Source organism: Mariniluteicoccus flavus (assembly GCF_054776655.1).
This window is the reverse complement of record NZ_BAAHBN010000008.1, coordinates 1-24,780: the sequence shown is the minus strand read 5'-3', so window position 1 is coordinate 24,780 and position 24,780 is coordinate 1. Positions and strand designations below refer to the sequence as shown.

General features: G+C 72.4%; 15 protein-coding genes. 11 read left to right on the top strand and 4 right to left on the bottom strand.

Features of this window, described 5'->3' with window-relative positions:
• Window positions 1–23: 23 nt before the first annotated feature.
• A complete protein-coding gene (locus ACYVAG_RS13070; RefSeq protein WP_460770316.1) occupies window positions 24–2,477 on the bottom strand; it encodes a sodium-translocating pyrophosphatase in 2,454 nt (817 codons plus the stop codon).
• Between the two features lie 124 nt (window positions 2,478–2,601).
• The gene (locus ACYVAG_RS13065) at window positions 2,602–3,684 is read right to left on the bottom strand and encodes a class I SAM-dependent methyltransferase (protein ID WP_460770315.1); all 1,083 of its coding nucleotides are present in this window, start codon (window positions 3,682–3,684) and stop codon (window positions 2,602–2,604) included.
• Window positions 3,685–3,727: 43 nt separating this feature from the next.
• Between ACYVAG_RS13065 and ACYVAG_RS13060 the strand changes: the two genes are divergently transcribed.
• The 7 genes from ACYVAG_RS13060 (at window position 3,728) to ACYVAG_RS13030 (ending at window position 18,740) form a co-directional block, all read left to right on the top strand.
• Window positions 3,728–4,606 carry a pyruvate, water dikinase regulatory protein gene (locus ACYVAG_RS13060; RefSeq protein ID WP_460770313.1) on the top strand — a complete coding sequence of 293 codons (879 nt, stop codon included), beginning with the start codon at window positions 3,728–3,730 and terminating at the stop codon, window positions 4,604–4,606.
• Between the two features lie 100 nt (window positions 4,607–4,706).
• On the top strand, window positions 4,707–7,355 hold the full coding sequence (gene ppdK, locus ACYVAG_RS13055) for a pyruvate, phosphate dikinase (RefSeq protein WP_460770311.1): 2,649 nt from the start codon (window positions 4,707–4,709) through the stop codon (window positions 7,353–7,355).
• Between the two features lie 518 nt (window positions 7,356–7,873).
• A complete protein-coding gene (locus ACYVAG_RS13050) occupies window positions 7,874–9,076 on the top strand; it encodes a globin domain-containing protein (protein ID WP_460770309.1) in 1,203 nt (400 codons plus the stop codon).
• A 196-nt stretch (window positions 9,077–9,272) separates the two neighbouring features.
• On the top strand, window positions 9,273–10,046 hold the full coding sequence (locus tag ACYVAG_RS13045) for a siderophore-interacting protein (protein WP_460770307.1): 774 nt from the start codon (window positions 9,273–9,275) through the stop codon (window positions 10,044–10,046).
• Between the two features lie 29 nt (window positions 10,047–10,075).
• Window positions 10,076–10,897, top strand: a complete 822-nt coding sequence (locus tag ACYVAG_RS13040) for a PP2C family protein-serine/threonine phosphatase (protein ID WP_460770305.1) — start codon at window positions 10,076–10,078, stop codon at window positions 10,895–10,897.
• Entirely contained in the window at window positions 10,894–12,648 is a 1,755-nt protein-coding gene (locus ACYVAG_RS13035; RefSeq protein ID WP_460770303.1) for an FHA domain-containing protein, read from the top strand. Before ACYVAG_RS13040 ends, ACYVAG_RS13035 begins: the two co-directional genes overlap by 4 nt.
• A gap of 80 nt (window positions 12,649–12,728) precedes the next feature.
• Window positions 12,729–18,740 (top strand): Ig-like domain-containing protein, encoded by a 6,012-nt coding sequence (locus ACYVAG_RS13030; RefSeq protein ID WP_460770302.1) that lies wholly within the window; start codon window positions 12,729–12,731, stop codon window positions 18,738–18,740.
• A gap of 161 nt (window positions 18,741–18,901) precedes the next feature.
• On the opposite strand, the gene ACYVAG_RS13025 is transcribed toward ACYVAG_RS13030, so the two are convergent.
• Together ACYVAG_RS13025 and ACYVAG_RS13020 are read right to left on the bottom strand one after the other, a co-directional pair.
• Complete coding sequence (locus ACYVAG_RS13025) at window positions 18,902–19,630, bottom strand: GDSL-type esterase/lipase family protein (RefSeq protein WP_460770300.1); 729 nt, start codon at window positions 19,628–19,630, stop codon at window positions 18,902–18,904.
• Window positions 19,627–21,117 carry a glycoside hydrolase family 3 N-terminal domain-containing protein gene (locus ACYVAG_RS13020; RefSeq protein ID WP_460770299.1) on the bottom strand — a complete coding sequence of 497 codons (1,491 nt, stop codon included), beginning with the start codon at window positions 21,115–21,117 and terminating at the stop codon, window positions 19,627–19,629. Before ACYVAG_RS13020 ends, ACYVAG_RS13025 begins: the two co-directional genes overlap by 4 nt.
• Before the next feature lie 135 nt (window positions 21,118–21,252).
• Here ACYVAG_RS13020 and ACYVAG_RS13015 point away from each other — a divergent pair, with 135 nt between their 5' ends.
• From ACYVAG_RS13015 to ACYVAG_RS13000, 4 genes are all read left to right on the top strand, one after another.
• The gene (locus ACYVAG_RS13015) at window positions 21,253–21,870 is read left to right on the top strand and encodes a TetR/AcrR family transcriptional regulator (RefSeq protein ID WP_460770298.1); all 618 of its coding nucleotides are present in this window, start codon (window positions 21,253–21,255) and stop codon (window positions 21,868–21,870) included.
• Window positions 21,871–21,925: 55 nt separating this feature from the next.
• Entirely contained in the window at window positions 21,926–22,897 is a 972-nt protein-coding gene (locus ACYVAG_RS13010) for an AAA family ATPase (protein WP_460770296.1), read from the top strand.
• A 13-nt stretch (window positions 22,898–22,910) separates the two neighbouring features.
• A complete protein-coding gene (locus tag ACYVAG_RS13005) occupies window positions 22,911–24,077 on the top strand; it encodes a DUF58 domain-containing protein (RefSeq protein ID WP_460770294.1) in 1,167 nt (388 codons plus the stop codon).
• A partial coding sequence (locus ACYVAG_RS13000; protein WP_460770292.1) for a hypothetical protein occupies window positions 24,074–24,780 on the top strand: 707 nt, incomplete at its 3' end. The genes ACYVAG_RS13005 and ACYVAG_RS13000, both read left to right, overlap by 4 nt.

Sequence of the window (24,780 nt, the reverse complement as noted above, 5' to 3'; positions counted from 1 at the left end):
GGCAGGTCCCGCCGTGCCGCCGGTCAGCGCCCGTCCTCCTCCACGCGCGACGACCCCTCGCGGTGGCCGTGCGGCAGGTGGAAGTGGGGCTGCGACTGATAGTGCTCGTGCTCGAGCTCCAGCTCCGACAGCGGGCCGGTGCGATCGGGGGCGTGGTGACCCGCCGACTCCCAGTCCGGGTTGCCCGGCAGACCGTCCAGCCCCGCGTTCGGCTCCGGGTCCGCCACCGCGATGTCACGCCGCGACGACACGACCACGGCGCCGACGACGACACCCGTTGCCACCAGTGCGATGAGATAGCGCACCGGCGAGTTCGACTGGTTCAGCGAGCTCATCGACACCGCCGCCGGAGCGATCAGCACCGCCACCAGGTTCATCACCTTGATGAGCGGGTTGATGGCGGGGCCTGCGGTGTCCTTGAACGGGTCGCCCACGGTGTCGCCGATGATCGTCGCCTCGTGGGCCTCCGACCCCTTGCCGCCGTGGTGGCCGTCCTCGACCAGCTTCTTCGCGTTGTCCCACGCGCCGCCGGCGTTCGCGAGGAACACCGCCATCAGCGTGCCGCACGCGATCGCCCCGGCGAGGAACCCGGCCAGCGCCGGCGTACCGAGGCCGAAGCCCACCGCGATCGGCGCGAAGATCGCCAGGATGCCGGGCGTCGCGAGCTCGCGCAGGGAGTCGCGCGTACAGATGTCGACGACCTTGCCGTATTCCGGCCGCCCGGTGCCGTCCATGATCCCCGGGATCTCGCGGAACTGGCGGCGGACCTCGAACACGACCGCACCGGCCGTACGTCCCACTGCGCTGATCGCCAGGCCCGAGAAGAGGAACACGACCGAGGCGCCCACGATGAGGCCCACCAGCACGGTCGGGGCGAAGACCACCGACTGCTCGACGAACTGCGCATAGCCGTCGCGCAGGACCGCCGCGATCGCGTCGGTGTAGGAGCCGAACAGCGCGGTCGCGGCCAGGACGGCCGTCGCGATCGCGATGCCCTTCGTGATGGCCTTCGTGGTGTTGCCCACCGCGTCGAGCTCGGTGAGGATCTGGGCTCCCTCGCCGTCGACGTCGCCCGACATCTCAGCGATGCCCTGCGCGTTGTCCGACACGGGTCCGAAGGTGTCCATGGCCACGATGACTCCGACCGTGGTCAGCAGGCCACAGCCCGCCAGCGCGATCGCGAACAGGCCGACCACGCCCGCGCCGCCCAGCAGGAACGCCCCGAACACCGCGGCCGCGATCACCAGCGCGGTGTAGACCGCCGACTCGAGGCCGAGCGACATGCCGGACAGCACGACGGTCGCGGCCCCGGTCAGCGAGGTGCGCCCCACGTCCTGCACGGGGCGGTGCTCGGTGCCGGTGTAGTAGCCGGTCAGCGCGAGGATCGCCGCCGCCAGGACGATGCCGATGACGACCGCGCCGATCGCGACGATGCGCGGGTCGTCGATCGGGCCGACGAAGGGCCGGCCGGTGTTCAGCTCGGCGAAGCTGCCCGGCAGGAACACGAACGCCGCGATGGCGCTCAGCACCGCCGAGATGGCGGCCGAGACATAGAACGCGCGGTTCATCGTCGCGAGGCCGTTCTCGCTCGCCTTCGGCTTGGTCAGGAAGACCCCGATGAGCGCCGTGATCACACCGATCGCCGGCACCACCAGGGGGAAGATAAGGCCGGCCTCGCCGAACGCCGCCTTGCCCAGGATCAGCGACGCCACGAGCGTCACGGCGTACGACTCGAACAGGTCGGCCGCCATGCCGGCGCAGTCGCCGACGTTGTCGCCCACGTTGTCGGCGATCGTCGCGGCGTTGCGCGGGTCGTCCTCGGGGATGTTGTTCTCGACCTTGCCCACGAGGTCGGCGCCGACGTCGGCCGCCTTGGTGAAGATGCCGCCGCCGACGCGCATGAACATCGCCAGCATCGCGGCGCCGAAGCCGAAGCCCTCGAGCACGGTCGGGGCATCGCTGCGGAACAGGAGCACGACCGCGGCGGCGCCCAGCAGGCCAAGGCCGACGGTGGCCATGCCCACGGCGGCGCCGGTCCGGAACGCGATCTTCATCGCCGGGTCGCGACCCTGGTCGCGCGCGGCCGAGGCCACGCGGACGTTCGCGCGGACGGCCAGCCACATGCCGAGATAGCCGATCATCGCCGAGAACCCTGCCCCCACGAGGAATGCGATCGATCGGGCGCCGCGCAGCACCCACGGGTTGGCCCCTGAGTCGCTGTGGGCCGGCAGCAGGAACAGCAGCACGAACGCGATCGCCGCGAAGACACCGAGGGTGCGGAACTGGCGACCCAGGTACGCGGAGGCGCCCTCCTGGACGGCCAGGCCGATCCGCTTCATGTTCTCGGTGCCGTCGTGGGCCTTCAGCACCTCGGCGCGGAACACGAGTGACATCGCGACCGCGACACACGCGATCGCCGCGATGACCACGACGATGGTGAGGCTGCCGCCGGAAAGGTCTACCTGCAGGGACGCCATTGATCCTCCAGTGAATGGGCGGGCTGGGGTGGCCCGTGATGTGCCGGAGTATGTCACGCCGACCCCGGGTAAAAACAGGGGTTGTGCGAACGGGGCGTACCCAGTGGGGCGGCGGGCAGGCGGGTCAGCCGCGCCGCGACCGCGTCACGATGAACTTCGGGTTGCGCGCGACGATGTCGGTCGGGCCCACCGCGCGGCGAAGTGCTGGCAGGTAAGGCAGATGCGCGTTCCAGACGAGCCACAGCTCGCCACCGGGAGCGAGTACGCGGCCCGCGTCGGCGATCATCGCGAGCGCGACCGACGAGTCCTTGGCGGTGCCGAGGTGGAACGGGGGGTTGCAGGCGATCAGGTCGACCGACGCGTCCGGCGTGTCGGCCAGGCCGTCGGCGCGACGGACCTCGACCTCGACGCCGTTGGCGGCGGCCGTGGCGGCGGTGGAGCGGACGGCGGCGCGCGACTCGTCGATGGCGGTGACCCGGAACCCGAGGCGAGCCAGGGCGACGGTGAGGGTGCCGTTGCCGGAGCCGAGGTCGAGGCTCCTCGTCTCGTCGCCGGTCCTCGTTCCACCGAGGCTCGAGCGGAGCGCGTCCAGCAGCAGGCGCGTGCCCGGATCGATCTTGGTCCCGCCGAAGCACGCTCCGTGCGCACACAGCACCAGACCATGATCAGCATGCTCCTGCCGCTGCGGCCAGGACTGCCCCTGGCCCGGAATCGGCGACGCCGCGTGGAGCACGCGGGCCTTGCGTACGCCGAGGCTCGCCCTCACCTCGCTGAAGTGGCGCGCCAGCACCTCGTTCATGCCGCGCGTCATGTGCTTGACCCGGCCACCCGCGACCACGCGTACGTCGGGGTCGGCGTGGGTGGCGACCAGCCCCGCGTACTCGTCCAGGGCGGCCAGCGACTTGGGCAGGCGCATCAGCACGAGGTCGACGCCGGCGAGGGTGTGGGCGTCGAGCGAGTGGAGGGGGCTTCGACTCGGCCGCGGGCGGCCTCGCTCAGCCAGCGTGGGGTCGGGGCGGCCTCGCGCAGCCAGCGTCGAGGCCAGGTCCTGCTCCGCTGCCAGCGAGTCCGCGTACGCCGCCACGTCCTCGGCGGCGACCGCCGCCCGCGTGAGCTCTCCCGTCGCGTCGTCGATCGTCACCACCCGATGAGCCCGTGGAGCGACACCCTCGGCCTCGGCCAGGATGAGCGCGTCGACGGGGTCCACCCCCGCAGTCTAGGCAGCCGCACCCGGGCTTAGGGTGAACCACGTGTCAGGGACAGTGCTGGAGATCCACGTGATCGCGGACTCCACGGGCGAGACCGCAGCGCGGCTCGCGCGCGCCGCCCAGGCCCAATTCCCGTCCCATCCCTTCCGCATCGTGCGCCACCCGCGCATCACGACGCCCGAGGGCCTGTTCCTGATCTTCGACGACATCCGCAACCACCACGACCACCCCGTCGCCGTCCTGTCGACGCTCGTCAACCAGGTCCTGCGCGACCTCGTCGACGACGCGTGCGCCGAGCTCGGCGTCGTCCACTGCGACCTGCTCGGCCCGACCCTCCAGCTGCTCGAGGTGGCCACCGGTGACGAGGCCGAGCGCGTCCCCCAGCGCCCCGTCGGCGTGGAGGCGGACTATTTCACCCGCATCGCCGCCATGGAGTACGCGGTGCGCCACGACGACGGCCAGATGCTGTCCGGGCTCAAGGACGCCGACATCGTGCTCGTCGGCGCCAGCCGGTGTGGCAAGACGCCGCTGTCGATGTATCTCGGCTACCTCGGCTACAAGACGGCCAACGTGCCGCTCGTCGCCGGCATCCCCGCCCCGGAGGAGCTGTTCACCCTCGACCGCTGGCGCATCGTGGGCCTCACCCTCGACGCCGACCGCCTCGCGGCCATCCGTGAGAAGCGCGTCAAGGGCCTCGGCGCCCACCGCCGGTCCGACGGCTATGACGACCTCGTCAAGATCTATGACGAGCTCGACGAGATCACTGCCGTGCAGCGCCGCCTCGGCTGCCCGGTGCTCAACACCACGACGACGGCGCTCGAGGAGGCCGCCGCCCGCGTCATCGACGTGGTCGACGACCGTGCCCGCGTGAACGGGAAGCGGCTGCGCCGCCCCGCCGGGGAAATGATCGTGACGCCGTGACCCGGCGTACGCATGATCAAGGAATCCTGACCATGGAACCTGATCAAGGAAACAGCGGGACCACAGGGGCCACGAGCCCGACGAATCAAAGGAGATTCCGATGAGCCACACCGACTACGTCTACGACCTGGCCGACGGCGACGCGACGATGAAGAAGCTGCTCGGCGGCAAGGGTGCCGGCGTGGCCGAGATGAACCGGCTCGGCGTGCCCGTGCCCGACGCGTTCACCGTCACCACCACCGCGTGCGTCGACACGATGAAGCGGAAGGGCGAGTGGCCCGATGGGCTGTGGGACCAGGTGCTCGAGGGCCTCGCCCGCCTTGAGGAGCGCACGGGCCGCGGGCTCGGCTCGACCGAGGCCCCCCTCCTGCTGTCGGTGCGCTCCGGCGCGGTCCAGTCGATGCCCGGCATGATGGACACGATCCTCAACCTCGGCGTCTCCGACGAGACCGTCCCCGCCCTGGCGCGCGAGGGCGGCAACGATCGGTTCGCCTGGGACTCCTATCGCCGCTTCATCCAGATGTATGGCGAGGTCGTCGAGGGCATCGCCCCCCACGTCTATGAGGACGCGCTCACCGCGCTCAAGGCCGAACGCGGCGTCGAGCACGACACCGACCTGACCACCGACGACCTCCAGCAGCTCGTGGCGACGTTCAAGCAGCTGTCGTCCGACGCCCTCGGCGGCCACTGGACCACCGACCCCCGCGAGCAGTTGCGCCGCGCCATCGACGCCGTGTTCCGCTCGTGGCTCAACCCGCGCGCCGACGTCTATCGCCGCGCCAACAACATCTCCGCCGAGCTCGGCACTGCCGTCAACGTCATGCAGATGGTGTTCGGCAACCGCGGCGACGACTCCGCGACGGGCGTCTGCTTCACCCGCAACCCCTCGACCGGCGCCGCCGAGCTCTATGGCGAGTTCCTCGTCAACGCCCAGGGCGAGGACGTCGTCGCCGGCATTCGTACGCCGCGTCCCCTCGGCGAGATGAAGGAGGTGCTGCCCGAGGCGTACGACGAGCTGATCGCGACGATGCACAAGATGGAGCAGCACTACAAGGACATGCAGGACATGGAGTTCACGATCGAGGGCGGCAAGCTCTATCTGCTCCAGACCCGCAACGGCAAGCGCACCGCGGCGGCCGCCCTGAAGGTCGCCGCCGACATGGTCGACGAGGGCATCCTCACCCGCGAGGAGGCGCTCCACCGCATCGAACCGGGCCAGCTCGACCAGCTGCTCCACCCGGCGATCGACCCCGAGCACGGGCAGAAGGCCATCACGAAGGGTCTGCCCGCCTCACCCGGCGCCGCCGTCGGCACGCTGGTGTTCGACGCCGAGACCGCCCACTACCTCGGCGCCGCCGGCCAGAGCGTGATCCTGGTCCGTTTCGAGACCACGCCCGACGATATCGCCGGCGTCATCCAGGCCCAGGGCGTGCTGACCGCCCACGGCGGCATGACGTCCCATGCCGCCGTCGTCGCCCGCGGCATGGGCAAGCCCTGTGTCGCCGGCGCCCACGGCATCAAGATCGACCCGGTCGGCAAGACCGTCACGATCGACGGAAAGGCCTATGGGGAAGGCGATGCGCTCACCCTGGACGGGTCGACCGGTGATGTGTTCGCCGGCGAGATCCCGCTGGTGCCGCCGCAGATCAACGCCGACTTCGAGAAGGTCGTCACCTGGGCCGACGAGGTACGCCGGCTCGGCGTACGCGCGAACGCCGACAACGCCGAGGACGCCGCCAAGGCGCGCGAGCTCGGTGCCGAGGGCATCGGCCTGTGCCGCACCGAGCACATGTTCATGGCCGCCGACCGCCTTCCGGCCGTCCGCCGCATGATCCTCGCCGAGGACGAGGAGCAGCGCGCCGCCGCCCTCGCCGAGATCCTGCCGATGCAGCAGCAGGACTTCGAGGGCATTTTCGAGGCCATGGCTGGCCTGCCGGTGACCGTACGCCTGCTCGACCCGCCCCTGCACGAGTTCCTGCCCAACCTCGTCGACCAGTCGCTCAAGGTGCAGAAGCTCGAGCTGACCGGCGGCGACGCGGCCGAGCTCGACCGCGAGCGCCACCTGCTCGGCCAGGTCAAGAAGCTGCACGAGCAGAACCCCATGCTCGGCACGCGCGGCTGCCGGCTCGGCATGCTGTATCCCGAGATCCCCGAGATGCAGACCCGGGCGATCGTGCGGGCCGCGCTGGCCGTACGCGAGCGCCGCGGCGAAACCGTCGGGGTCGAGATCATGATTCCGCTGGTGGCGTACGCCGAGGAGCTCAAGCGCCAGCGCGCCGTCGTCGAGGAGACCGCCGCCGAGGAGCTCGAGCGTGCCGGCCAGGAGCTCGAGTTCACCGTCGGGACCATGATCGAACTCCCGCGCGCGGCCATCTGTGCCGACCAGATCGCCGAGCACGGCGACTTCTTCTCGTTCGGCACCAACGACCTCACCCAGACCGGCATCGGCATCTCGCGCGACGACGCCGAGCAGGGATTCCTTGGTCAATACGTGGCCGACGAGGTCATGCCGCGCAACCCGTTCGAGTCGATCGACCGTGACGGCGTGGGGGGCCTGGTGCGGCTGGGCGTCGAGCGCGGGCGCTCGGTGAAGGCGAACCTGAAGACCGGTGTGTGCGGCGAGCACGGCGGCGACCCCGAGTCGATCACGCTGTTCGAGGAGATCGGGCTCGACTATGTGAGCTGCTCGCCCTACCGCGTGCCGATCGCGCGCTTCGCGGCAGCGAGGGCGGTGCTGGACAAGGAGTGAGCCCGGCGGGTTCCGAGTGAGCCGGGGGGTTCCCAGTGGGCCTGGTCGGCGACTCGGAACCCGCGCAGTCCCTTGACGGCCTGCATGTGGGGTTCGGGGTGCGTACGCGGGTTCCCAGTGAGCCTGGTTGGCGACTTGGAACCCTCGGCTTCACCGTTGCCTGAGCGAGGCCGCCTGCGGCCGAGTCGAAGGTGGCTTCGACTCGCTGGCGCTCGCTCAGCCAACGTGGATCTGGCTCGCTCGGCCAAGGTGGCTTCGACTCGCTGGCGCTCGCTCAGCCAACGTGGGCCTGCGCGCTCGCTCAGCCAACGTGGGCCCGCGCGCTCGCTCGGCCAAGGTGGATCTGGCTCGGTCGGCCAAGGTGGCTTCGACTGCCTGGCGCTCGCTCCGCCAGCGTGGGGCTGCCCGCTCCGCACTCCAACGTGGGATGTCTCACACCCGAAGCGGGCGGACCGACTCCGCGGGGCTGTTAGGGTCGAATAGATCCTGAAATCCCGTGACTAAGGAGTCCTTTCGCCATGCTGTCCCCCGAGTCCGCTGCCATCGTCCGCGCCACCGCCGGCGTCGTCGCCGAGAACGCCGAGACGATCACGAAGACCTTCTATCCCCACATGTTCGCCGCCCACCCCGAGCTCATGCGGGTGTTCAACAAGGCGAACCAGGCCATCGGCGAGCAGCCCAAGGCCCTCGCGGCGTCCGTCGTCGCGTACGCCGTGAACCTCATCGACCCGGACGCGCCCGACTTCACCCCCGTGATGCAGCGCATCGCCCACAAACACGTGTCGCTCGGCATCCGCGCGACCGAATACACGATCGTCGGCCACCACCTCATGTGGGCCATCGGCGAGGTGCTCGGCGACGCCGTCACCCCCGAGGTCGCCGCCGCGTGGGACGAGGTCTATTGGCTGTTCGGCGCCCAACTCATCGCCGAAGAGGCCAAGCTGTACGCCCTCGGCGGCACCGACCCCGCCAACCCGTGGCGCAAATATGAGGTCATCGACCGCACCGACGAGTCGCGCGACGCGTTCTCGCTCGTGATCAAGCCCGTCGAGGGCGAGCTTCCGGCCCACCGCACCGGCCAGTACGTCGCCCTCGGCATCGACCTCCCGAACGGTGAGCGCCAGCCGCGCCAGTACACGATCTCCGGCGTCCCCGGCGGCGAGGCCTTCCGCCTGACGATCAAGCGCGTCTACGGCGACGGCGGCGTACCCGACGGCCAGGTCTCCAACTGGCTCGCCGACAACGCCCACCCCGGGACGCGCCTGGACGTGTCGCTGCCGTGCGGTGACGTCGTCCTCGACGACTCCGACGCCCCGCTCGTGCTCGTCTCGGCCGGCATCGGCATCACGCCGATGGCCGCGATCCTCGAAGACCTGTCCCAGCGCGCCCCGGGTCGCCGCGTACGCCTGTTCCACGCCGACCGCGAGCGGGGTACGCACGCCCTCGTCGAGTCGGTCACGGGCTATGCGGCCAACATGTCCGACCTCGTGGCCCAGCACTGGTATGAGGACGGCGAGCTGCTCGAGGGTGACCGCAAGGGGCTGATGGACCTCGCCGACGCCGACATCCCCGCCGACGCGCGCGTGTTCATGTGCGGCCCGCTGCCGTTCATGCAGGCTGCACGCCGTGCCCTGATGGCCAAGGGCGTGTCCGACGAGCGAATCCGCTATGAGGTGTTCGGGCCGGACCTGTGGGCGCAGAACGTGGCGAACGCGGCCTGAGGCTTCGACTCGCTGCGCTCGCTCAGCCAACGTGGTGGGCGCGCTCGCTCAGCCAACGTCGTGGGCGCGCTCGCTCAGCCAACGTGGTGGGCGCGCTCGCTCAGCCAACGTGGTGGCTGCGCCCGCTCAGCCCGCGGCAGGGCCTGATCTTAGGGCAGCCTTACCACTTTCCCGCCGGATGTGATGTGATCGGCCGGTGACCAACGCCAAGCCCGAGCGTCCCGCCCGCCGGGGCACGGTCGTCGCTGCCGGGGACCTGTGCCCCGGCATGCGGCGGCTCGTGCTCCACGTCCCCGATCTCGATCCCGACCTGCCCCACTCCGACCACTACGTGAAGCTGGTGTTCGGCGACTGCACGCGGACCTACACGATCCGGGCGTGGGACGCCGCCACCCACGAGATGACCCTCGACTTCGTCGTCCACGGCGACGAGGGCCTCGCCGGTCCGTGGGCGCGCGACGCCGAGCCCGGCGCGACGATCGAACTCAGGGGTCCCGGCGGGAAGTGGGCCCCCGAGCCTGGCCTCAGCCACCTGCTGCTGGTCGGCGACGAGTCGGCGATCCCCGCGATCGCCCGCGCGCTCGAGCTCGTCGATCCCACCACCTCGGCCGCGGTCTTCCTCGAGGTCGACGACGCCGAGCACCGCGTACCCCTCCCCGCGACCCACGCCGACGTCACCTGGGTCCACCGCCGCGACCACGGCCTCACCGCGGCGCCCGGCATGGCCCTGGCCCACGCGGCCCAGGCGTACGCGGACTTCCCCGACGACTGGCAGCGCTTCGGGGCGTTCGTCCATGGCAACGCCGACATGATCAAGGACGTACGCCGGTGGCTGTTCGTCGATCATGGCGTGCCGAAGGAGCGCGTGTCGATCTCGGGCTATTGGCGCTATGGCCTGTCCGACGAGGCGTGGCGCGCGACGAAGAAGGAATTCAACGCCCAGATGGAGGCGGAGGAAGCGCGCCGCTGAGTCGGCCCACGGCCTTGTATCCTGCGCCGGTGGACACTCTCGACTACGCCGCGGCCACCCATCCCGGCATGGTCAAGAGGGTCAATGAGGACGCCATCTGCGCCGAGTCGCCCGTGTTCGTCGTCGCCGACGGCATCTCCGGCAGCCACCACGGCGACATCGCCAGCGGCATGGTCACCGAGGCCTTCGCCCGCCTGGCCCAGGAGGGCCACACGCTGACCCCCGAGGTCGTCGCGGCCACCCTCCACCGCAGCCACGCCGATGTCCTGCGGGCCCAACACCGCGACGGACACGACTCCGCCACGACCGCCTGCGGCGCGGTCGGCATGAGCCTGGGCGATGCGGCCTACTGGATCATGTTCAACGTCGGTGACTCCCGCATCTATCGCATCACCGGCCACGCCCGCCACCTCACCCAGATCAGCGTCGACCACTCCCACGTGCAGGAGTTGATGGACGCGGGCATCATCACCGCGGAGCAGGCCGAGACCCATCCCGAGAAGAACGTCATCACCCGCGCCGTCGGCGCCGACGAGCAGTTCCAGCCCGATTTCTGGCTGGTCCCCATGGTCGCGGGCGACCGCCTGCTGGTCTGCAGCGACGGACTGCTGCGCGAGACGCCGCTGGGCGATGTGTCCGACGTCGTACGCCTCGTCCGCGACCCCGAACGCGCCGTGGGACAATTGATGGAACTGGCCCTCGACAACGGGGCCCGCGACAATGTCTCGATCATCGTGGTCGACGTCGTGCCGGGCGACCGGGGCGACGAACGAGAACGTGCACTGACCGAATCCGAGGAACACACCGTGGCGATTCCCCGCGTGGGCGCCGCGTGGGAGGGGACGACATGAGCGACCGTACGGGCCTGTGGCGGGCGACCTACACGCCGGGCGAATGGATCGTGCTCGGCGGCCCCACCTCGTTGGTGATCATGAGCCCGGCCAAGGCGTCGGCCTCGCAGATCATCAACAGCCTGTGGGACACGGTGGTCGAGTCGGACAGCCTCGACGCGGTCGTCGCGACGCTCGCGACCATGGGCGTCGACCGCATGCCGAACTTCGCGGCCCTGTTCTGGGCCAACGGGGAGATGCGCTCGCTCGTGCGTGGCTCGGTGAAGGTCGTCGACCTCGCGACCGGCGACGTGGTCGCCGACGGCGACGGGGTCCAGACGTGGTCGGAGCGCGGCTTCGGTGACGTACGCAGGGTCCGCGTCGACATGGAGGACGTCGACCAGGAGTCCGTCCTCCAGTTGCCGCTCGTGGTGGGCGCGGTGTCCGCGTCGGCGATCGTGGTCGACGCCACCGACGAGGCCGTGGTCTCGAGCCCCCAGAAGCCTGTGGCCGCGCCGGCCGTCAAGGGTTCCGGTGCCGCGGGGTCGAAGGATGCCGGTGACCAGGACGCCCGCGAGTCGGGCGAGCCCTCGGCCGAGGAGGTCGAGGCGCGCGTCAACAGCATCCACGGTGGCCGGACGGCCGATGCCTCACCGGAGCAGGGGCGCCCCGAGCAGGGTCGGCCCGCCGAGGAGCCGGCCATCCGCGAGGTGCCCGGATTCGGGGGCGCCGCCGCTGGTGCGGCTGGCGTCGCCGCTGGCCTGGCGGGCGCCACGGCGCTCGGCGCCGAGCGACCCAACGTACCCCAGGCCCCGCCGCCGCTGGGTGCGCAGCCCGGGCAGTCCGGACCTTCGTCGTTCAAGGGCCCGGGCCACCCGGGTCAGGGCCAGCAGGGTCCGGGCCAGCAGGGTCCGGGACAGCCGGGCTTCGGTGGCCCGGGCCCCTACGGCGGCCAGCCGCAGGCGCAGCCCCCGCAGGGCGGTCCGTCCCAGGGCCAGCCCTATCCGCCCGGCTTCGCGCAGTCGTCGCCGCAGAACCCCGCGTACGCCCCGGGTTTCGCCGGCCAGACCGGCCCGTTCGCGCCGCGCCAGCCGCAGGGGCCCGGTCAGCAGCCCGGTCCGGGCCACCAGTTCGGCGGCCAGCCCCAGCCCGGCCAGCAGCAGCCGCCCCAGCCCGGCCCACAGCAGGGCCAGTACGCCGGCCAGCAGCACGCCGCCTGGGGTCCCCAGGGTGGACAGGCAGGCGGCCCGGGCTCGCAGGGCCAGCAGTCGGCCTCGGCCCCCGCGTCGGCCTCCGGCGTCGATGACGGGGAGTCGCTCGTCCTGGCCGTCATGTGCACCATGGGCCATCCGAACCCGCCCGAGGCCCAGCGCTGCCGCCGGTGTGGCAACCCCGTGCAGGGCTCGCCCCAGCTCGTCACCCGGCCCGTCATGGCGACGCTGCGTCCCTCGGTCGGCCAGCCGGTCGATGTCGACCGCGGCGTGCTGATCGGCCGCTCGCCCACCGCGACGCGGGTGGCGCGCGAGCAGCTGCCGAAGCTGCTGACGGTGCCGAGCCCGAGCCATGACATCAGCCGCACCCACCTCCAGATCAGCCCCGAGGGGTGGGACCTGATGGCGACCGACCTCCATTCGACCAACGGCACCGCGCTCCTGCGTCCGGGCGCCGCCGAGCCCGAACGGCTCACGCCGGGCGAGCCAGTGCCGGTGTTCCCGGGATGTGTGCTCGACCTGGGCGACGGTGTCACGGTTCGGGTCGACCACCCCGCCTGAGCCCGCGGCGGCCTAGGCTCGCCCGGGTGGCCGGGAGCGGCCCGGGTGCACGGACGAGCGGGGCCGGACGGAGGTGAGCGATGCGAAGGGTGCGTCACGCGCCGACCCTCGTCGTGCTCGTCTGCGCCCTGGCCCTCGTCATCGCCGCCGTCGTCGTCCCCGGCTCGCCCGCCGCCGAGGTGCGCCTCCACGACGGCTCGGTCTGGGTCACCAGCTCGAGCCTCGGCCGCGTCGGTCGCCTGAACCACCAGATCGACCGGTTCACCACGACGGTCCGTCAGAACAACGCCGAGCACGACGTGATCCAGGACGGGTCCAGCGTGCTCACGCTCGACCTCCGCTCGAACCAGTTGACCCAGCTCGACCCGGCCACCGGAACGCTCGGGCAGCCCGTCTTCGTCCCCGCGAACGCCACGGTCGCCCTGGGCCGCGACACCGTGGCCATCGTCAACCCCACCAACGGTCGCATGTGGGCCCGGCCCCTCGCCCAGGTCGCCTCCCTCGACACCCTCCGCGCGAAGTCCGACCTCGACCTCGGTCCCGGCGCCACGGCCACGGTCACCACCACCGGCCAGGCCATCGGGCTCTCCGTCGAGCGCGCCGAGATCGTCCGCCCCGGCACCGACGCGGCCCCGGTCCGGGTGCCGATCGCGATGCGTCCGGGCGACGGCCTCCAGATCAGCGCGGTCGGGGAGAGGGCCGTCGTCCTGAGCCTCGCGACCCGCCAGATCTGGATCGAGGGACGCGGCGAGGCGACGGCCCTGCCCGAGGCCGACCGCGCCCTCCTCCAGCAGCCGTCCGGCGCCGACGAACAGGCATCGATCGAGCGGGCCGGCGTACTCCCGGGACGCACGACCCTCGACGCGGTCTATGCGACCGCCACCGGACTGTTCGGTGTCACCGGCGGTTCGGTCGTACCCCTGGGCCAGGGGGCGGCGGGTCGCCCGGTGCGGCCCGTCGTCGTCGCCGGCTGCGCCTGGGGGGCCTTCGAGGGCGTCGGCGCCACGGTCGTCTCCGCCTGTCGCGCCGGCGAACCGGCCACCCAGAACGTCCCGGGCATCGCCCCCGGCGCCCAACTGGCCCTGCGCCGCAACCGGGACGTCCCGGTCCTCAACGACACCCGCTCCGGGACGGTCTGGCTGCTCGACAAGGGCCTGAAGAAGGTCACCGAGTGGGAACCCGCCGTCGAGCCCGTCCCCCAGGAGGGCGGTGACCCCACGAAGTCCCGGACCGAGTCGGACACGCCGCGGCGCAGCCCCCAGAACCGCCCTCCCGTCGCCAAGGACGACCAGATCGCCGTCCGCGCGGGCCGCACGACGGCGATCCCCGTGCTCGACAACGACTCGGACCCCGACGGCGACATCGTCACCGTCGAGGAGCCGCCCGACGTCACCGGCGGCACCCTCGGGCTGGTCCGCGGCGGCACCGCGCTGCAGCTCACGGTCCCGCCCGACGGCGGCCGCGAACTCGCGTTCGCGTACACCATCACCGACGGCCGCGGCGGCAGGGCGAGCGCCCGCGTACGCGTCCAGGTGCTGCCCGCCGACCAGAACGAGTCGAACCAGCCCCCCGTACGCCGGCCCCGCCACGACGAGCCGCTCGAGATCGCCTCGGGCGGCCGCGAGACGCGGCGGGTCCTGCTCGACTGGACCGATCCCGACGGAGACGACCTGATCCTCGTCGGGGCCCGCGCGCCCGGCGACGACGAGGTCGTGTTCACCCCCGACGGCACGCTGACGTTCACCGATGTCGGCAACGTGACCGGCCGCAAGGAGATCGAGGTCGACATCTCCGACGGGGTCGCGATCACCAGGGGCGTCGTCGTGGTCAACTCCCGCAAGCAGGGGGAGGCGCCGCCGCGCGCCAACGGCGACTTCGTCGCGGCCGCGGTCGACCAGGAGGTCACTGTCCGGCCGATGCTCAACGACGTCGGCGAGCGCCTCACGCTGGCCGCCGTCAACCTCGAGCGCGCCCAGAACGCGACGGTCACCGCCGACTACGCCGGCGGCGCATTCGCGTTCCGGGCCAGCCGCCCCGGCACCTATTACGTGGCCTACACGATCTCCAACGGCCCCCGCTCCACCGGCCTCGTCCGCGTCGAGGTCGCCGAATCGACGGTCGAGAACCGGCCCCCCGTGGCTGCCCGCGACGTCGCCCTGCTGCCGGCCGGTGGCACGATCCAGGTCGATCCCCTGCTGAACGACGAGGACGCCGACGGCGACGTCCTGGTGCTCCAGTCGGTGGGGCAGCACCCCGACCTCAAGGTCGAGATGCGCCAGCGGCGCGGGCTCCAGGTCACCGCCGAGACGACCCCCAAGCGCCCGGTCACCCTGCCCTACACCGTGTCCGACGGCAAGAACCAGGCGAGCGGCACGATCATCGTCATGCCGGCCCCCGCGGTCGCCGATCCGCGGCCGCTCGCCGTCGGCGACGAGGCCGTGGTGCGGGCCGGCGACTCGGTCGCGGTGAACGTCCTCGCCAACGACACCTCGCCGGCCGGCGCCCAGCTCAGCCTGTCGCCGAGGCTCGTCGAGCAGCCCTCCCCGGCGGTCGCGTGGACCGATCGCGACACCGTGCGTTTCACCGCGCCGCGGGTGCCGGGCGAATACCGCGCCGTCTACGAGGTCCGCGACGACCTCGGCCAGACCGCCTCGGCGCAGGTGCGCTTCGTCGTGGTCGACACCAAGGTCGAGAACACCCCGCCCCAGCCGAAGAAGGTCGAGGGCCGCGTCCTCGCCGGTTCGCGCGGCCGCATCCTCATCCCGCTGCAGGGCATCGACCCCCAGGGCGACGCCGTACGCCTGCTCGGCCTCGACTCCGCGCCGCGGATCGGCCGCGTGGTCGCGGTGACCGAGCAGTGGATCGAGTACGAGGCCTACCCCGGCGCGGCCGGCACCGACGCGTTCACGTACGCCGTCACCGACGCCCGGGGCGCCCGCGCGGTCGGCGAGATCCGGGTCGGCGTGGTGCCCCGCGACGCCGCCAACGTCGCGCCCACGACGGGCGACGACCGCGTGACCGTACGCCCGGGCCGCCGCATCCGCGTACCCCTGCTCGCCAACGACACCGATGCCGACGGCGACCGCTTCGGCTTCGTCGACTCGACCATCGACATCGACCGCGCCGTCGACCCGAAGGTCGAACGCGACCACGTCGAGCTGACCGTGCCCGAGGGCCCGCCGGTCCAGGGGACCTACCATGTCATCGACGCCCGCGGCGCCGAGGCGTCCGGGACCCTGGTCATCACCCCCGACCCCACCGCGCCGTTCCAGCCGCCCGTCGCGCGCGACGACGTCGTCGGCGCAGACCGCGTCGCCCAGCAGGACGTCATCGACGTCCCCGTGCTCGCCAACGACCTCGACCCCGACGGTGACCTGAGGTTCGCGCAGGTACGCGTCCCCGCGTACGACGTGGAGCCGAACCTGCGGGCCGTGGCCGACGGGGACCGCGTGCGGGTGAAGGTGGGCCCGACGATGCAGCAGGTGCGCTACGAGGTCGTGGACTCCGACGGGCTGGTCGCGACCGGCATGATCACCGTCCCCGGCCGCGCCGACTCGGTGCCCGCCAGGCTGCCCGACGTGAAGGACCCCGTCGTGACCGCCGGCGACCCGATCGACATCGACATCTCCGGCTATGTCGTCGGCACCGGCGGCCGCGACGTCGCGCTCGTCAGCGACAAGCGGGTGTGGGCCGCCCACGGCGACCTCGAGGTGCTCGACCTGCGGAGGCTGCGCTATCGGCCGCTGTCGACGTACGCCGGCCCCAGCGCCGTGACGTTCGAGGTGACCGACGGCGCGAACTCGTCCGACCCGAACGGGAAGCGCGCGGTCATCACCCTGCCGACGACCGTGCTGGCACGCCCGAAGGCCGGCGAGCCGACGGCCGCGCCCCAGAAGCTCAACCGCCCGCCGCTCACCCAGCCCATCGAGCTCAAGGTCGGCGCGGGGGAGGGGCCGAAGACCATCGACCTGCTTCGGCTGGTCATCGATCCCGACAAGGACCCCGTCACCTTCACCAAGCCGGCGGGCGACGTGCCGAGCGGCGTGAAGGTCGACCTCGACGGCACCCGCGTCACCGCCGCCGCCGCGCTCACGACGAAGCCCGGCACCGTCGTGAAGCTCAGGGGCGAGGCGATGGACGACCGCGGTGGGCGGGGCGAGGTGATCATCGAGGTCGTCGTCGTGGCGTCCGCGCGGCCCCGGGCCCGGGCGATCGACGACCTCGTCCCGGCGGCGACGCAGGGCAAGCAGGTCGCCGTGCCGGTGCTCACCAACGACACCAACCCGTTCCCCGAACGCGGCCCGCTGACCCTGTCGAGCGCGCTCGTGGAGTCGGGCCGCGGCACCGCCGCCATGGACGGGGACAAGGTCGTCGTCACCCCGGCGGCCGACTTCGTCGGGTCGATGGTGGTGCGCTACCAGGTCACCGACGCCACCCTGAACCCCGAACGGCGGGCGGAGGGCCGCGTACGCCTGACGGTGCGCGGGAAGCCGGGCAGGCCGGGCGTGCCGCGGGCGGCGGAGGTGTCCGACCAGCGCGCCGTGCTGCAGTGGACTGCGGCACTTGACAACGGGGCGAAGGTGCAGCAATACACGGTGCGGGGCACCGGCTCCGACGGCAAGCAGGTGAGCAGGGAGTGCCCCTCGACGACCTGCACGATCGACGGGCTGACGAACAACTCGACCTACACGTTCACCGTCACCGCGACCAACGAGGTCGGCGAGTCGGCGCCCTCGGGGGCGTCGGGCGGCGTACGCCCGGACGTGCGCCCGGAGGCCCCGTCGGCCCCCCGGGTCGACTTCGGCGACCGCCAGCTGAAGCTGGCGTGGGACCCGGCGCGTTCGCGCGGGTCGGGCGTGACCCACTACGAGGTGCAGATCGACAACGAGGCCGGCGGGTCGGCGCGGAAGGCCACCGGGACGTCGCTGGTGTGGCCGAACCTCGTGAACGGGCAGGGCTATCGGTTCCGCATCCGGGCCTTCAACCTCGCGCCCACGCCGTCGGACTGGTCGCCCTGGTCGAACCCGGTCTCGCCGGCCGCCCCGCCGTCCGCCCCCTCGTCCGTGTCGGCGGTCGACACCGCCTCGGCGCTGGGCCAGGAGTTCGACATCACGTGGAAGCCGCCGGCGCGGACCAACGGCGACGCGGTCAGGCGGTCGCACGTCCTGGACCAGTCGGGTCGGACGGTCGCGACCGTCGAGGGATCCACGCCGCGGGCGCGCGTCACGCTGGCACTCGGCCAGACCTATCGCTTCAGCGTGGTCGCCGAGAACAAGGCCGGCCGCTCGCCCGCGAGCGAGGCGTCGGACGAGGTCAAGCCCTATGGGGCGCCCGACCGCCCGGTCGCCCCGCGCATCACCGACGGCGTCGACTCGGTCAGCGTCACCACGCCCTTCCAGACCCGCACCAACGGGGCGCCGGTGACGAAGTGGATCGTCCGGATCGGCGACCGCACGTTCGAGACCGCCGACGCGACCTGGAGCGGCCCGGCCGCGGTGGGCGGGGTGACGATCCGCGTACGCGCCTGCGCCCGCTCGCGCTGTTCCGACTGGAGTGACCCGTCGAACCAGGTGACGGTTCTCGGCAAACCGGGTCCGCCGCAGCTGGCGCGGGGGACCGATGGCGTCGGCCACCAGACCGTCGTGTGGCGGCCGGGGGCGACCGGAGGCGGAACGATCACGCAGGCCGTGCTCAGCCTGGACGGCAGGGAGCAGGCGGTCGCCGGGACGGGCAGCGCCATCGCGGGCTCGACGATCCAGGCGCGCGCGACCGCGCGGGTGAAGGTCTTCAACGGGCGCCACTGGAGCGAGTGGTCGGCACCGCTGACGATCCAGAACCCGGCGCCGGTCATCGACGCGGCGCGCGGGGGAGTGACGGGCAACCGCACCGAGGTGAAGGCCTCGGGGCGCCACCTGTTCGGCAAGACGCAGGTGCAGTGCCAGATCGCGATCGGCGCCGCGGGTGGGGACAAGAAGGTCATCGCCGTGGACCCGTCGCAGGGCCGGTTCGACGGCGTGGTCGTCGGCCACGCCCCGACGGGGGCGACGGACGTACGCGTGGTCTGCGACGGGCTGGGGTCGAGCGGGTGGTGAGCGACCATGTCGGGGGCTTCGACTCGCTGGCGCTCGCTCAGCCAGCGTGGGGTGGGGTCGCTCAGCCAGCGTTGCGTGGCTTCGACTCGCTGGCGCTCGCTCAGCCAACGTTGGCTGAGTGAGGCCGCCTGCGGCCGAGTCGAAGCCACCCCTGCTCGGCGTCAGCCTCCGAGGTCGGCGACCAGCACCTCGCGGATGACCGCCGCGAACCTCGCGTACCCCGCGTCGTTGAGGTGGAGCCGGTCGGCGCGGAACAGCGTGCCGTCGATGTCACCGGTCGGGGTCAGCAGGGCGGGCGCCGTGTCGATGAAGGTGATCTCGCGGGTGTCCCTGGCCCAGGCTGCGAGCTGGCGGTTGGCCTCCTGGATCTCGCCACGGACGCCCCGGCGGATCGGCGCCTCAGTGATGGCCACGTAGTAGACCGGCAGACCCGGGAAGTGCGCGTGTACGCGCGCCACGTAGTCCTTGACCCGGGGCACGACCTCGTCCGCGGTCCTGCTGAAGAAGGGGATGCCGCTGATGTCGTTGGAGCCGGCGTACACCACGAGGGCGCGCGGGCGGAACGGGACGACGAGGCGGTCGAGGTAGTGGATCTGGTCGCCGACGCGCGTCCCGCCGATGCCGACGTTGACCGTCTCCAGGCCAGCGAGGTCGCGGGCCGAGGTGTCCCACAGCTCGAAGTAGGAGCTGCCCGTGAGCAGCACCACCCCCTGCGGCGCCGGGTTCATGTGACGCGCCTCGAGCTGCTCCACCTTGCCGGCGAACTGGGAGGGGCGCTCAGGTCCGGCGAACAACAGCAGGGCGGCCGCGGCGGCACCCACCGCCAGGGCGGTGGCGCCGGCGAGGACCTTGAGGGCGCGGTGTGCGCGGCGGCCGCGTCGCGCGGTCATGCGTCGTCCACCATCTGGTCGATCCCCTCGGTGAGCCACGTGCGGAGGCGGGCCACCGCGTACTCACCGTCGGCGGAGCCGGGCTTGTCGAGCACGGCGTGGCGGGCCCCCGCGCGGAGGTCGTGCCAGACCGGCACGCCGGCCCGACGAAGGCGCTCGACGAACGGTTCGCTGGAACGCCGGAGCACGTCGATCCCGCACGTGAGGACATAGGTGGGCGGCAGCCCCTCGAGCGCCGCGTGGGGCGGCGATACCCGCGGATCATCGAGCGCGAGGTCGCCGGCCCAGTTCCGGAACGCGTCTCGGATCCAGTCGTCGGTGGGCAGCCCGGGCGTACGCAGGACCGCGGCGACCTCGTCGGTGGCGGGCGCCATGGTCGCCTCCAACATGGGGTACGCGAGGTAGAGCGACGCGGGCTGGACCTGGGCGGTGTCCCGGAGGCGCAGGCGCGGCGTACGCGCGAACTCGCCGATCACCGCGACGCGGGCGGCGGGAGTGAGGGGGAGCGTACGGTCGGTGTTCTTCAGCAGGACGGCGCATTCGGTCGCGAGCTCACGGGCCAGGGCATGGTGGGCCTCGAGGTCGACGTCGCCCGGTTCCTCGGTCGTGTGCGAGGTCAGCGCGGTGAGTCCGAGCACGCGCTGCACCGCCGCGTCGACGACCTCTTCGTCCAGCGCGCCCCACTCGACCGCGGCCATGACGGCCTGGGCGCTGCGTCCCCGCGTGCCCGGCATTTCCAGGTCGAGACCCGCGCGCAGCGAGGCGACGGGGTCGTCGACGGCCCCCCAGTCGGAGACGACGACACCGGCGTACGCCCACTCGTCGCGCAGCACGTCGGTCAACAGCCACCGGTTCTCGGTGGCCTTCACTCCGTTCACGCGGTTGTACGCGGCCATGACCATCGCCGGGCGGGCCTGCGTGACGACGTGCTCGAAGGCCGGGAGATAGAGCTCCCGCAGGGTGCGCTCGTCGACGTCCGCGCTGATGCGCATGCGCTCGGTCTCCTGGTTGTTCGCGGGGAAGTGCTTCACCGACGCGCCCACGCCCTCGGCGGCCAGCCCGGTGACGTGGGCGGCGCCGAGGGCGCCGGAGAGGAGGGGGTCCTCCGAGTAGTACTCGAAGTTCCGCCCGCACAGCGGCGACCGCTTGAGGTTGATGCCGGGTCCGAGCACGACGTCTACCCCCAGGGCGCACGCCTCGCGGCCGATGGCGCGGCCGAGCCGTTCGGCGACGGCCGGGTCCCAGCTCGATCCCACCGCGACGGCGGGCGGGAAGCAGGTCGCGGGCTCGCTGCCGCCCAGGCCCAGGTGGTCGGTGGTCCCGAGCTGGCGCCGGACGCCATGGGGTCCGTCGGTCATGACGATGGCGCGGACGCCCGCGTGGTCGATCGGTTGGGTCGTCCAGAGGTCGCGGCCGGAGAGGAGGGCGACCTTCTCGGCCAGCGTGAGCGCGCTGACCGGGGTGGGCGGCGTCTGCGCAGCGGACATGCGGGCACTTCCCGTCGGCGTCGTTGGGTGACGCCCACACCCTATCGACAGAAATGTAAATAGCGCAAGGGAAAGCCGGCATCTGGTTGACTGGCCGCCAGTCATGGACCGAGCGCACCGTCGGAAGGAGGCGTGATGGGCGACCCCGCCACCACCCGCCCGCGTCGACGCCTGCTCCCCGCCGAGCGGCGCTCGGAGATCCTCACGTCGGCGACCGAGTTGATCTCGGCGGTCGGGTTCAACGCCACCACGATCGACCAGTTCGCGGCGGCTGCCCAGATCTCGCGCCCCGGGCTCCTCCACCACTTCCCCTCGAAGGAGGCCCTGCTGGAGGCGGTCCTCACGCGGCGCGACGGCGACACGCTCGAGGCGCTGCAGCGGGACTCACCCGCCGGGACGCCCACCGAGGCGCGCGAGATCACGCACGCGCTCGTGCGCTGGAACGCCGAGCGCCCCGAGCTGACGCGGCTCTACACGATCCTGGCCGCCGAGGCGCTGTCGCCCGACCACCCCGCGTACGCGTACTTCCGCACGCGCCAGCGTCGCGTCCAGGACCTGTTCGCCGCCAAGGTCGTGGCCTGGCACGCCGACCCGCCCGCGGCGGCCCTCCAGGTGATCGCCCACCTCGACGGCCTGCAGCTGCACTGGCTGCGCGACCCGACGATCGACATCGTCGACCAGTGGGATGCGTTCGCGGCCCACTTCTTCACCGGCGACGACGCCACCGCGGAGCCGACGCCGCCGCCCGCGTGAGTGGACGCTGCCCCGCGTACATTCTGATCTGCACCGACCCCCGAGGAGATCCCCCATGGTGATGACCGTCGAGCAGGCGCGCTGGTATTCGGAGACCTTCGCGTCCGTCGTGGCGAACCTCGAGCGCGTCGTCATCGGCAAGACCGACGTCGTCCGCCTCGCCGTCACCTGCCTGCTCGCCGAGGGCCACCTGCTCCTCGAAGACATGCCCGGCACGGGCAAGACCACGCTCGCGCGGGCGCTGGCCCAGACGGTGCAGGGCTCCCACAGCCGCATCCAGTTCACCCCCGACCTGCTGCCGTCCGACGTCACCGGCGTCACGATCTATGACCAGCAGGCCAAGAACTTCGAGTTCCACCGAGGCCCGGTGTTCGCCTCCATCGTGCTGGCCGACGAGATCAACCGCGCCTCGCCGAAGACCCAGTCGGCGCTGCTCGAGGTCATGGAGGAGGGCAGGGTCACGGTCGACGGCACCTCCCACCCCGTCGCCACGCCGTTCATGGTCATCGCGACCCAGAACCCGATCGAGCAGGCCGGCACCTACCGCCTGCCCGAGGCCCAGCTCGACCGCTTCCTGATGAAGACGTCGCTGGGCTATCCCGACCGCGAGGGCACCGTACGCATCCTCGCGTCCGGCGGATCGCGCCCCCAGTCGGAGCCGCTGAAACCCGTGATCACCCACCAGGCCGTGGGGGAGATGGCGGTGCTGGGTCAGACCGTCCACGTCGACGGGTCGGTGCTCGACTACATCGCCCGGCTGTGCGAGGAGACCCGCCAGGTCCCCGACGTACGCGTGGGCGCGTCGGTCCGCGGCGGGCTCGCGCTCGTCCGGGCCGGTCGCATCAGAGCCGCGTCGCAGGGCCGCCACTACGTGGTGCCCGACGACGTCAAGGCCTTGGCCGTGCCGTGCCTGGCCCACCGCGTGGTGCTCGACCCGGAGTCGGAGTTCAACGGCGTGACGGCCGAGCAGGTGCTGGCACGCGTGCTGGCGAACGTGGCGTCGCCGACGGAGCGGGCGTCGGTGTAGGTCGTTGCCGCCCGTGATCCTCCGCCGCGCCGCCGCCCTCGGCCTGACCCCCGCCGGCCTCGCCGTCGCCGCGGGCGTCGTGGGCTGCGTCGTCGCGGGCCTCGCGCTGGGCTGGGTCGAGCTGCTCGTCGCGGCCGCCGCTGGGCTGGTGATCATGGTCTGCGCCATCCCCTTCGTCGTCGGCCGGCGCTCGTTCGCGGTCGACCTCGCCGTCGGCACGCGCCGCGTCGTCGTCGGCGAGCCCGCGACCGGCGACCTGTCCATCACCAACGCGTCCGACCGCCGCGTCCTGCCCACCCGCATGGACCTCCCCGTCGGCCCCGACACCGCCACCTTCGAGCTGCCGTCGCTGGCCCGCGGCGGCGTCCACCGCGAGGTCTTCGCGCTCCCCACCGACCGCCGCGCCCGGCTCGACATCGGGCCCGCCCGCACCGTCCGCGCCGACCCCTTCGGCCTGCTCGCCCGCGAGACCGTGTGGACCGGCACGGCCGAGGTGTTCGTCCATCCGCGGACGGCCGGCGTCCCCTCCAGCGGCGCCGGCTTCGTCCGCGACCTCGAGGGCCGCGTCACCGACCAGGTCTCCAACTCCGACGTCAGCTTCCACGCCCTCCGCGACTATGTCTCGGGCGACGACCGCCGCTATGTCCACTGGCGCTCGACCGCCCACGCCGGTTCGCTGATGGTGCGCCAGTTCGAGGAGACCCGCCGCTCGCTCGTGGCCGTGGCGCTGGACCTCCACGCCCCCGCCTGGACCGACGACGACGAGTTCGAGCGCGGCGTCGAGGTCGCGGCCTCGCTCGCGGTCCAGGCGCTGCGGGACGACAACGACCTCGTCGTCCTCGCCGGCGAGCAGCGCCTCGCCGCCGTCACGCCCCAGCGCGTGCTCGACGGGTTCTCCGGCATCCTCCGTGGTGAGCGCGCCGGCGGCGAGGTGGGCCCCCTGCTGCGCCGCGTCGACCGCGTCGCCCCGGGCGCCTCGGTCGTCGTGGTCGTCACCGGGGGCGAGGTCCGCGAGCCCGAACTCCGCCGCGCCTGCGCCACGTTCGGCCCCGACGTGCGCGTGCTCGCGCTCCGCGTCGCGCGCGGCGACGGCGTACGCACCGTCGGCACCGTCACCACCGGCGTGCTCGGCGGACTGCCGCAGCTCCCGTCGGTCGTCCGCAGGGCGGCCGCCTGGTGAGCACCGTCATCTCGTCGCGGCGCCGCCCCCAGCCCGTACGCAGCACCTCGCGCCACCTCTGGATCGCCACCGATGCCGCCGCGATCATGGTCATGGCGGCGCTCGCCACCGTGACGTTCGCCCCGGCGTACGGGGGTCCGGTGTGGCGCGCCGCGCTCGGCGGCGCCGCCCTCGGGACCGCGCTCGGCATCGTCGCCGCCCTGCGCCGCTGGCCCGTCTGGTTGCTGGCCCTCGCCCTCGTCGCGGTCTATTTCCTGGCCGGCGGCGCCCTCGCCATGCCGTCCACCGTGACCGCCGGGCTGCTGCCCAACCCGACCACGCTGGCCGGCCTCGCGACGGGCATCGTCACCGGTTGGAAGACCGCGCTGACCGTCGCCCCGCCGATCGGCGAGCTGGGCGCCCTCCTCGCCATCCCGTACGCCGTGCTGCTCGTCGCGACCGCTGCCGCCGGCCGCCTCGCGCTTGATCGGCGGCGTGCGACGCTGGCCTGGACGCCGCTCGCCGGGGCCGCCGTCGTCGGCACGCTGCTCGGGCTGCACGATCCCGCGTACCCCCTGCTCGTCGGCCTCGGCTTCGCGCTCGGCGTGCCGATCTGGACGGCGTACCGGCGCTCGTTCCTGCGCCAGGCGCTCGTCGGCCGGCCGCCGCGCGTGACGTGGCTGCGGGCGGCCGCGGGCGCCGCCGTCATCGCGCTGGCCGCGGG

Excerpts from the sequence above, each read along its gene's own strand:
- ACYVAG_RS13015 (WP_460770298.1), top strand. The coding sequence starts at position 21,253 with ATGGGCGACCCCGCCACCACCCGCCCGCGTCGACGCCTGCTCCCCGCC.
- ACYVAG_RS13070 (WP_460770316.1), bottom strand. The coding sequence starts at position 2,477 with ATGGCGTCCCTGCAGGTAGACCTTTCCGGCGGCAGCCTCACCATCGTC.
- ACYVAG_RS13020 (WP_460770299.1), bottom strand. The coding sequence starts at position 21,117 with ATGTCCGCTGCGCAGACGCCGCCCACCCCGGTCAGCGCGCTCACGCTG.
- ACYVAG_RS13025 (WP_460770300.1), bottom strand. The coding sequence starts at position 19,630 with ATGACCGCGCGACGCGGCCGCCGCGCACACCGCGCCCTCAAGGTCCTC.
- ACYVAG_RS13010 (WP_460770296.1), top strand. The coding sequence starts at position 21,926 with ATGGTGATGACCGTCGAGCAGGCGCGCTGGTATTCGGAGACCTTCGCG.
- ppdK (WP_460770311.1), top strand. The coding sequence starts at position 4,707 with ATGAGCCACACCGACTACGTCTACGACCTGGCCGACGGCGACGCGACG.
- ACYVAG_RS13035 (WP_460770303.1), top strand. The coding sequence starts at position 10,894 with ATGAGCGACCGTACGGGCCTGTGGCGGGCGACCTACACGCCGGGCGAA.
- ACYVAG_RS13030 (WP_460770302.1), top strand. The coding sequence starts at position 12,729 with ATGCGAAGGGTGCGTCACGCGCCGACCCTCGTCGTGCTCGTCTGCGCC.
- ACYVAG_RS13050 (WP_460770309.1), top strand. The coding sequence starts at position 7,874 with ATGCTGTCCCCCGAGTCCGCTGCCATCGTCCGCGCCACCGCCGGCGTC.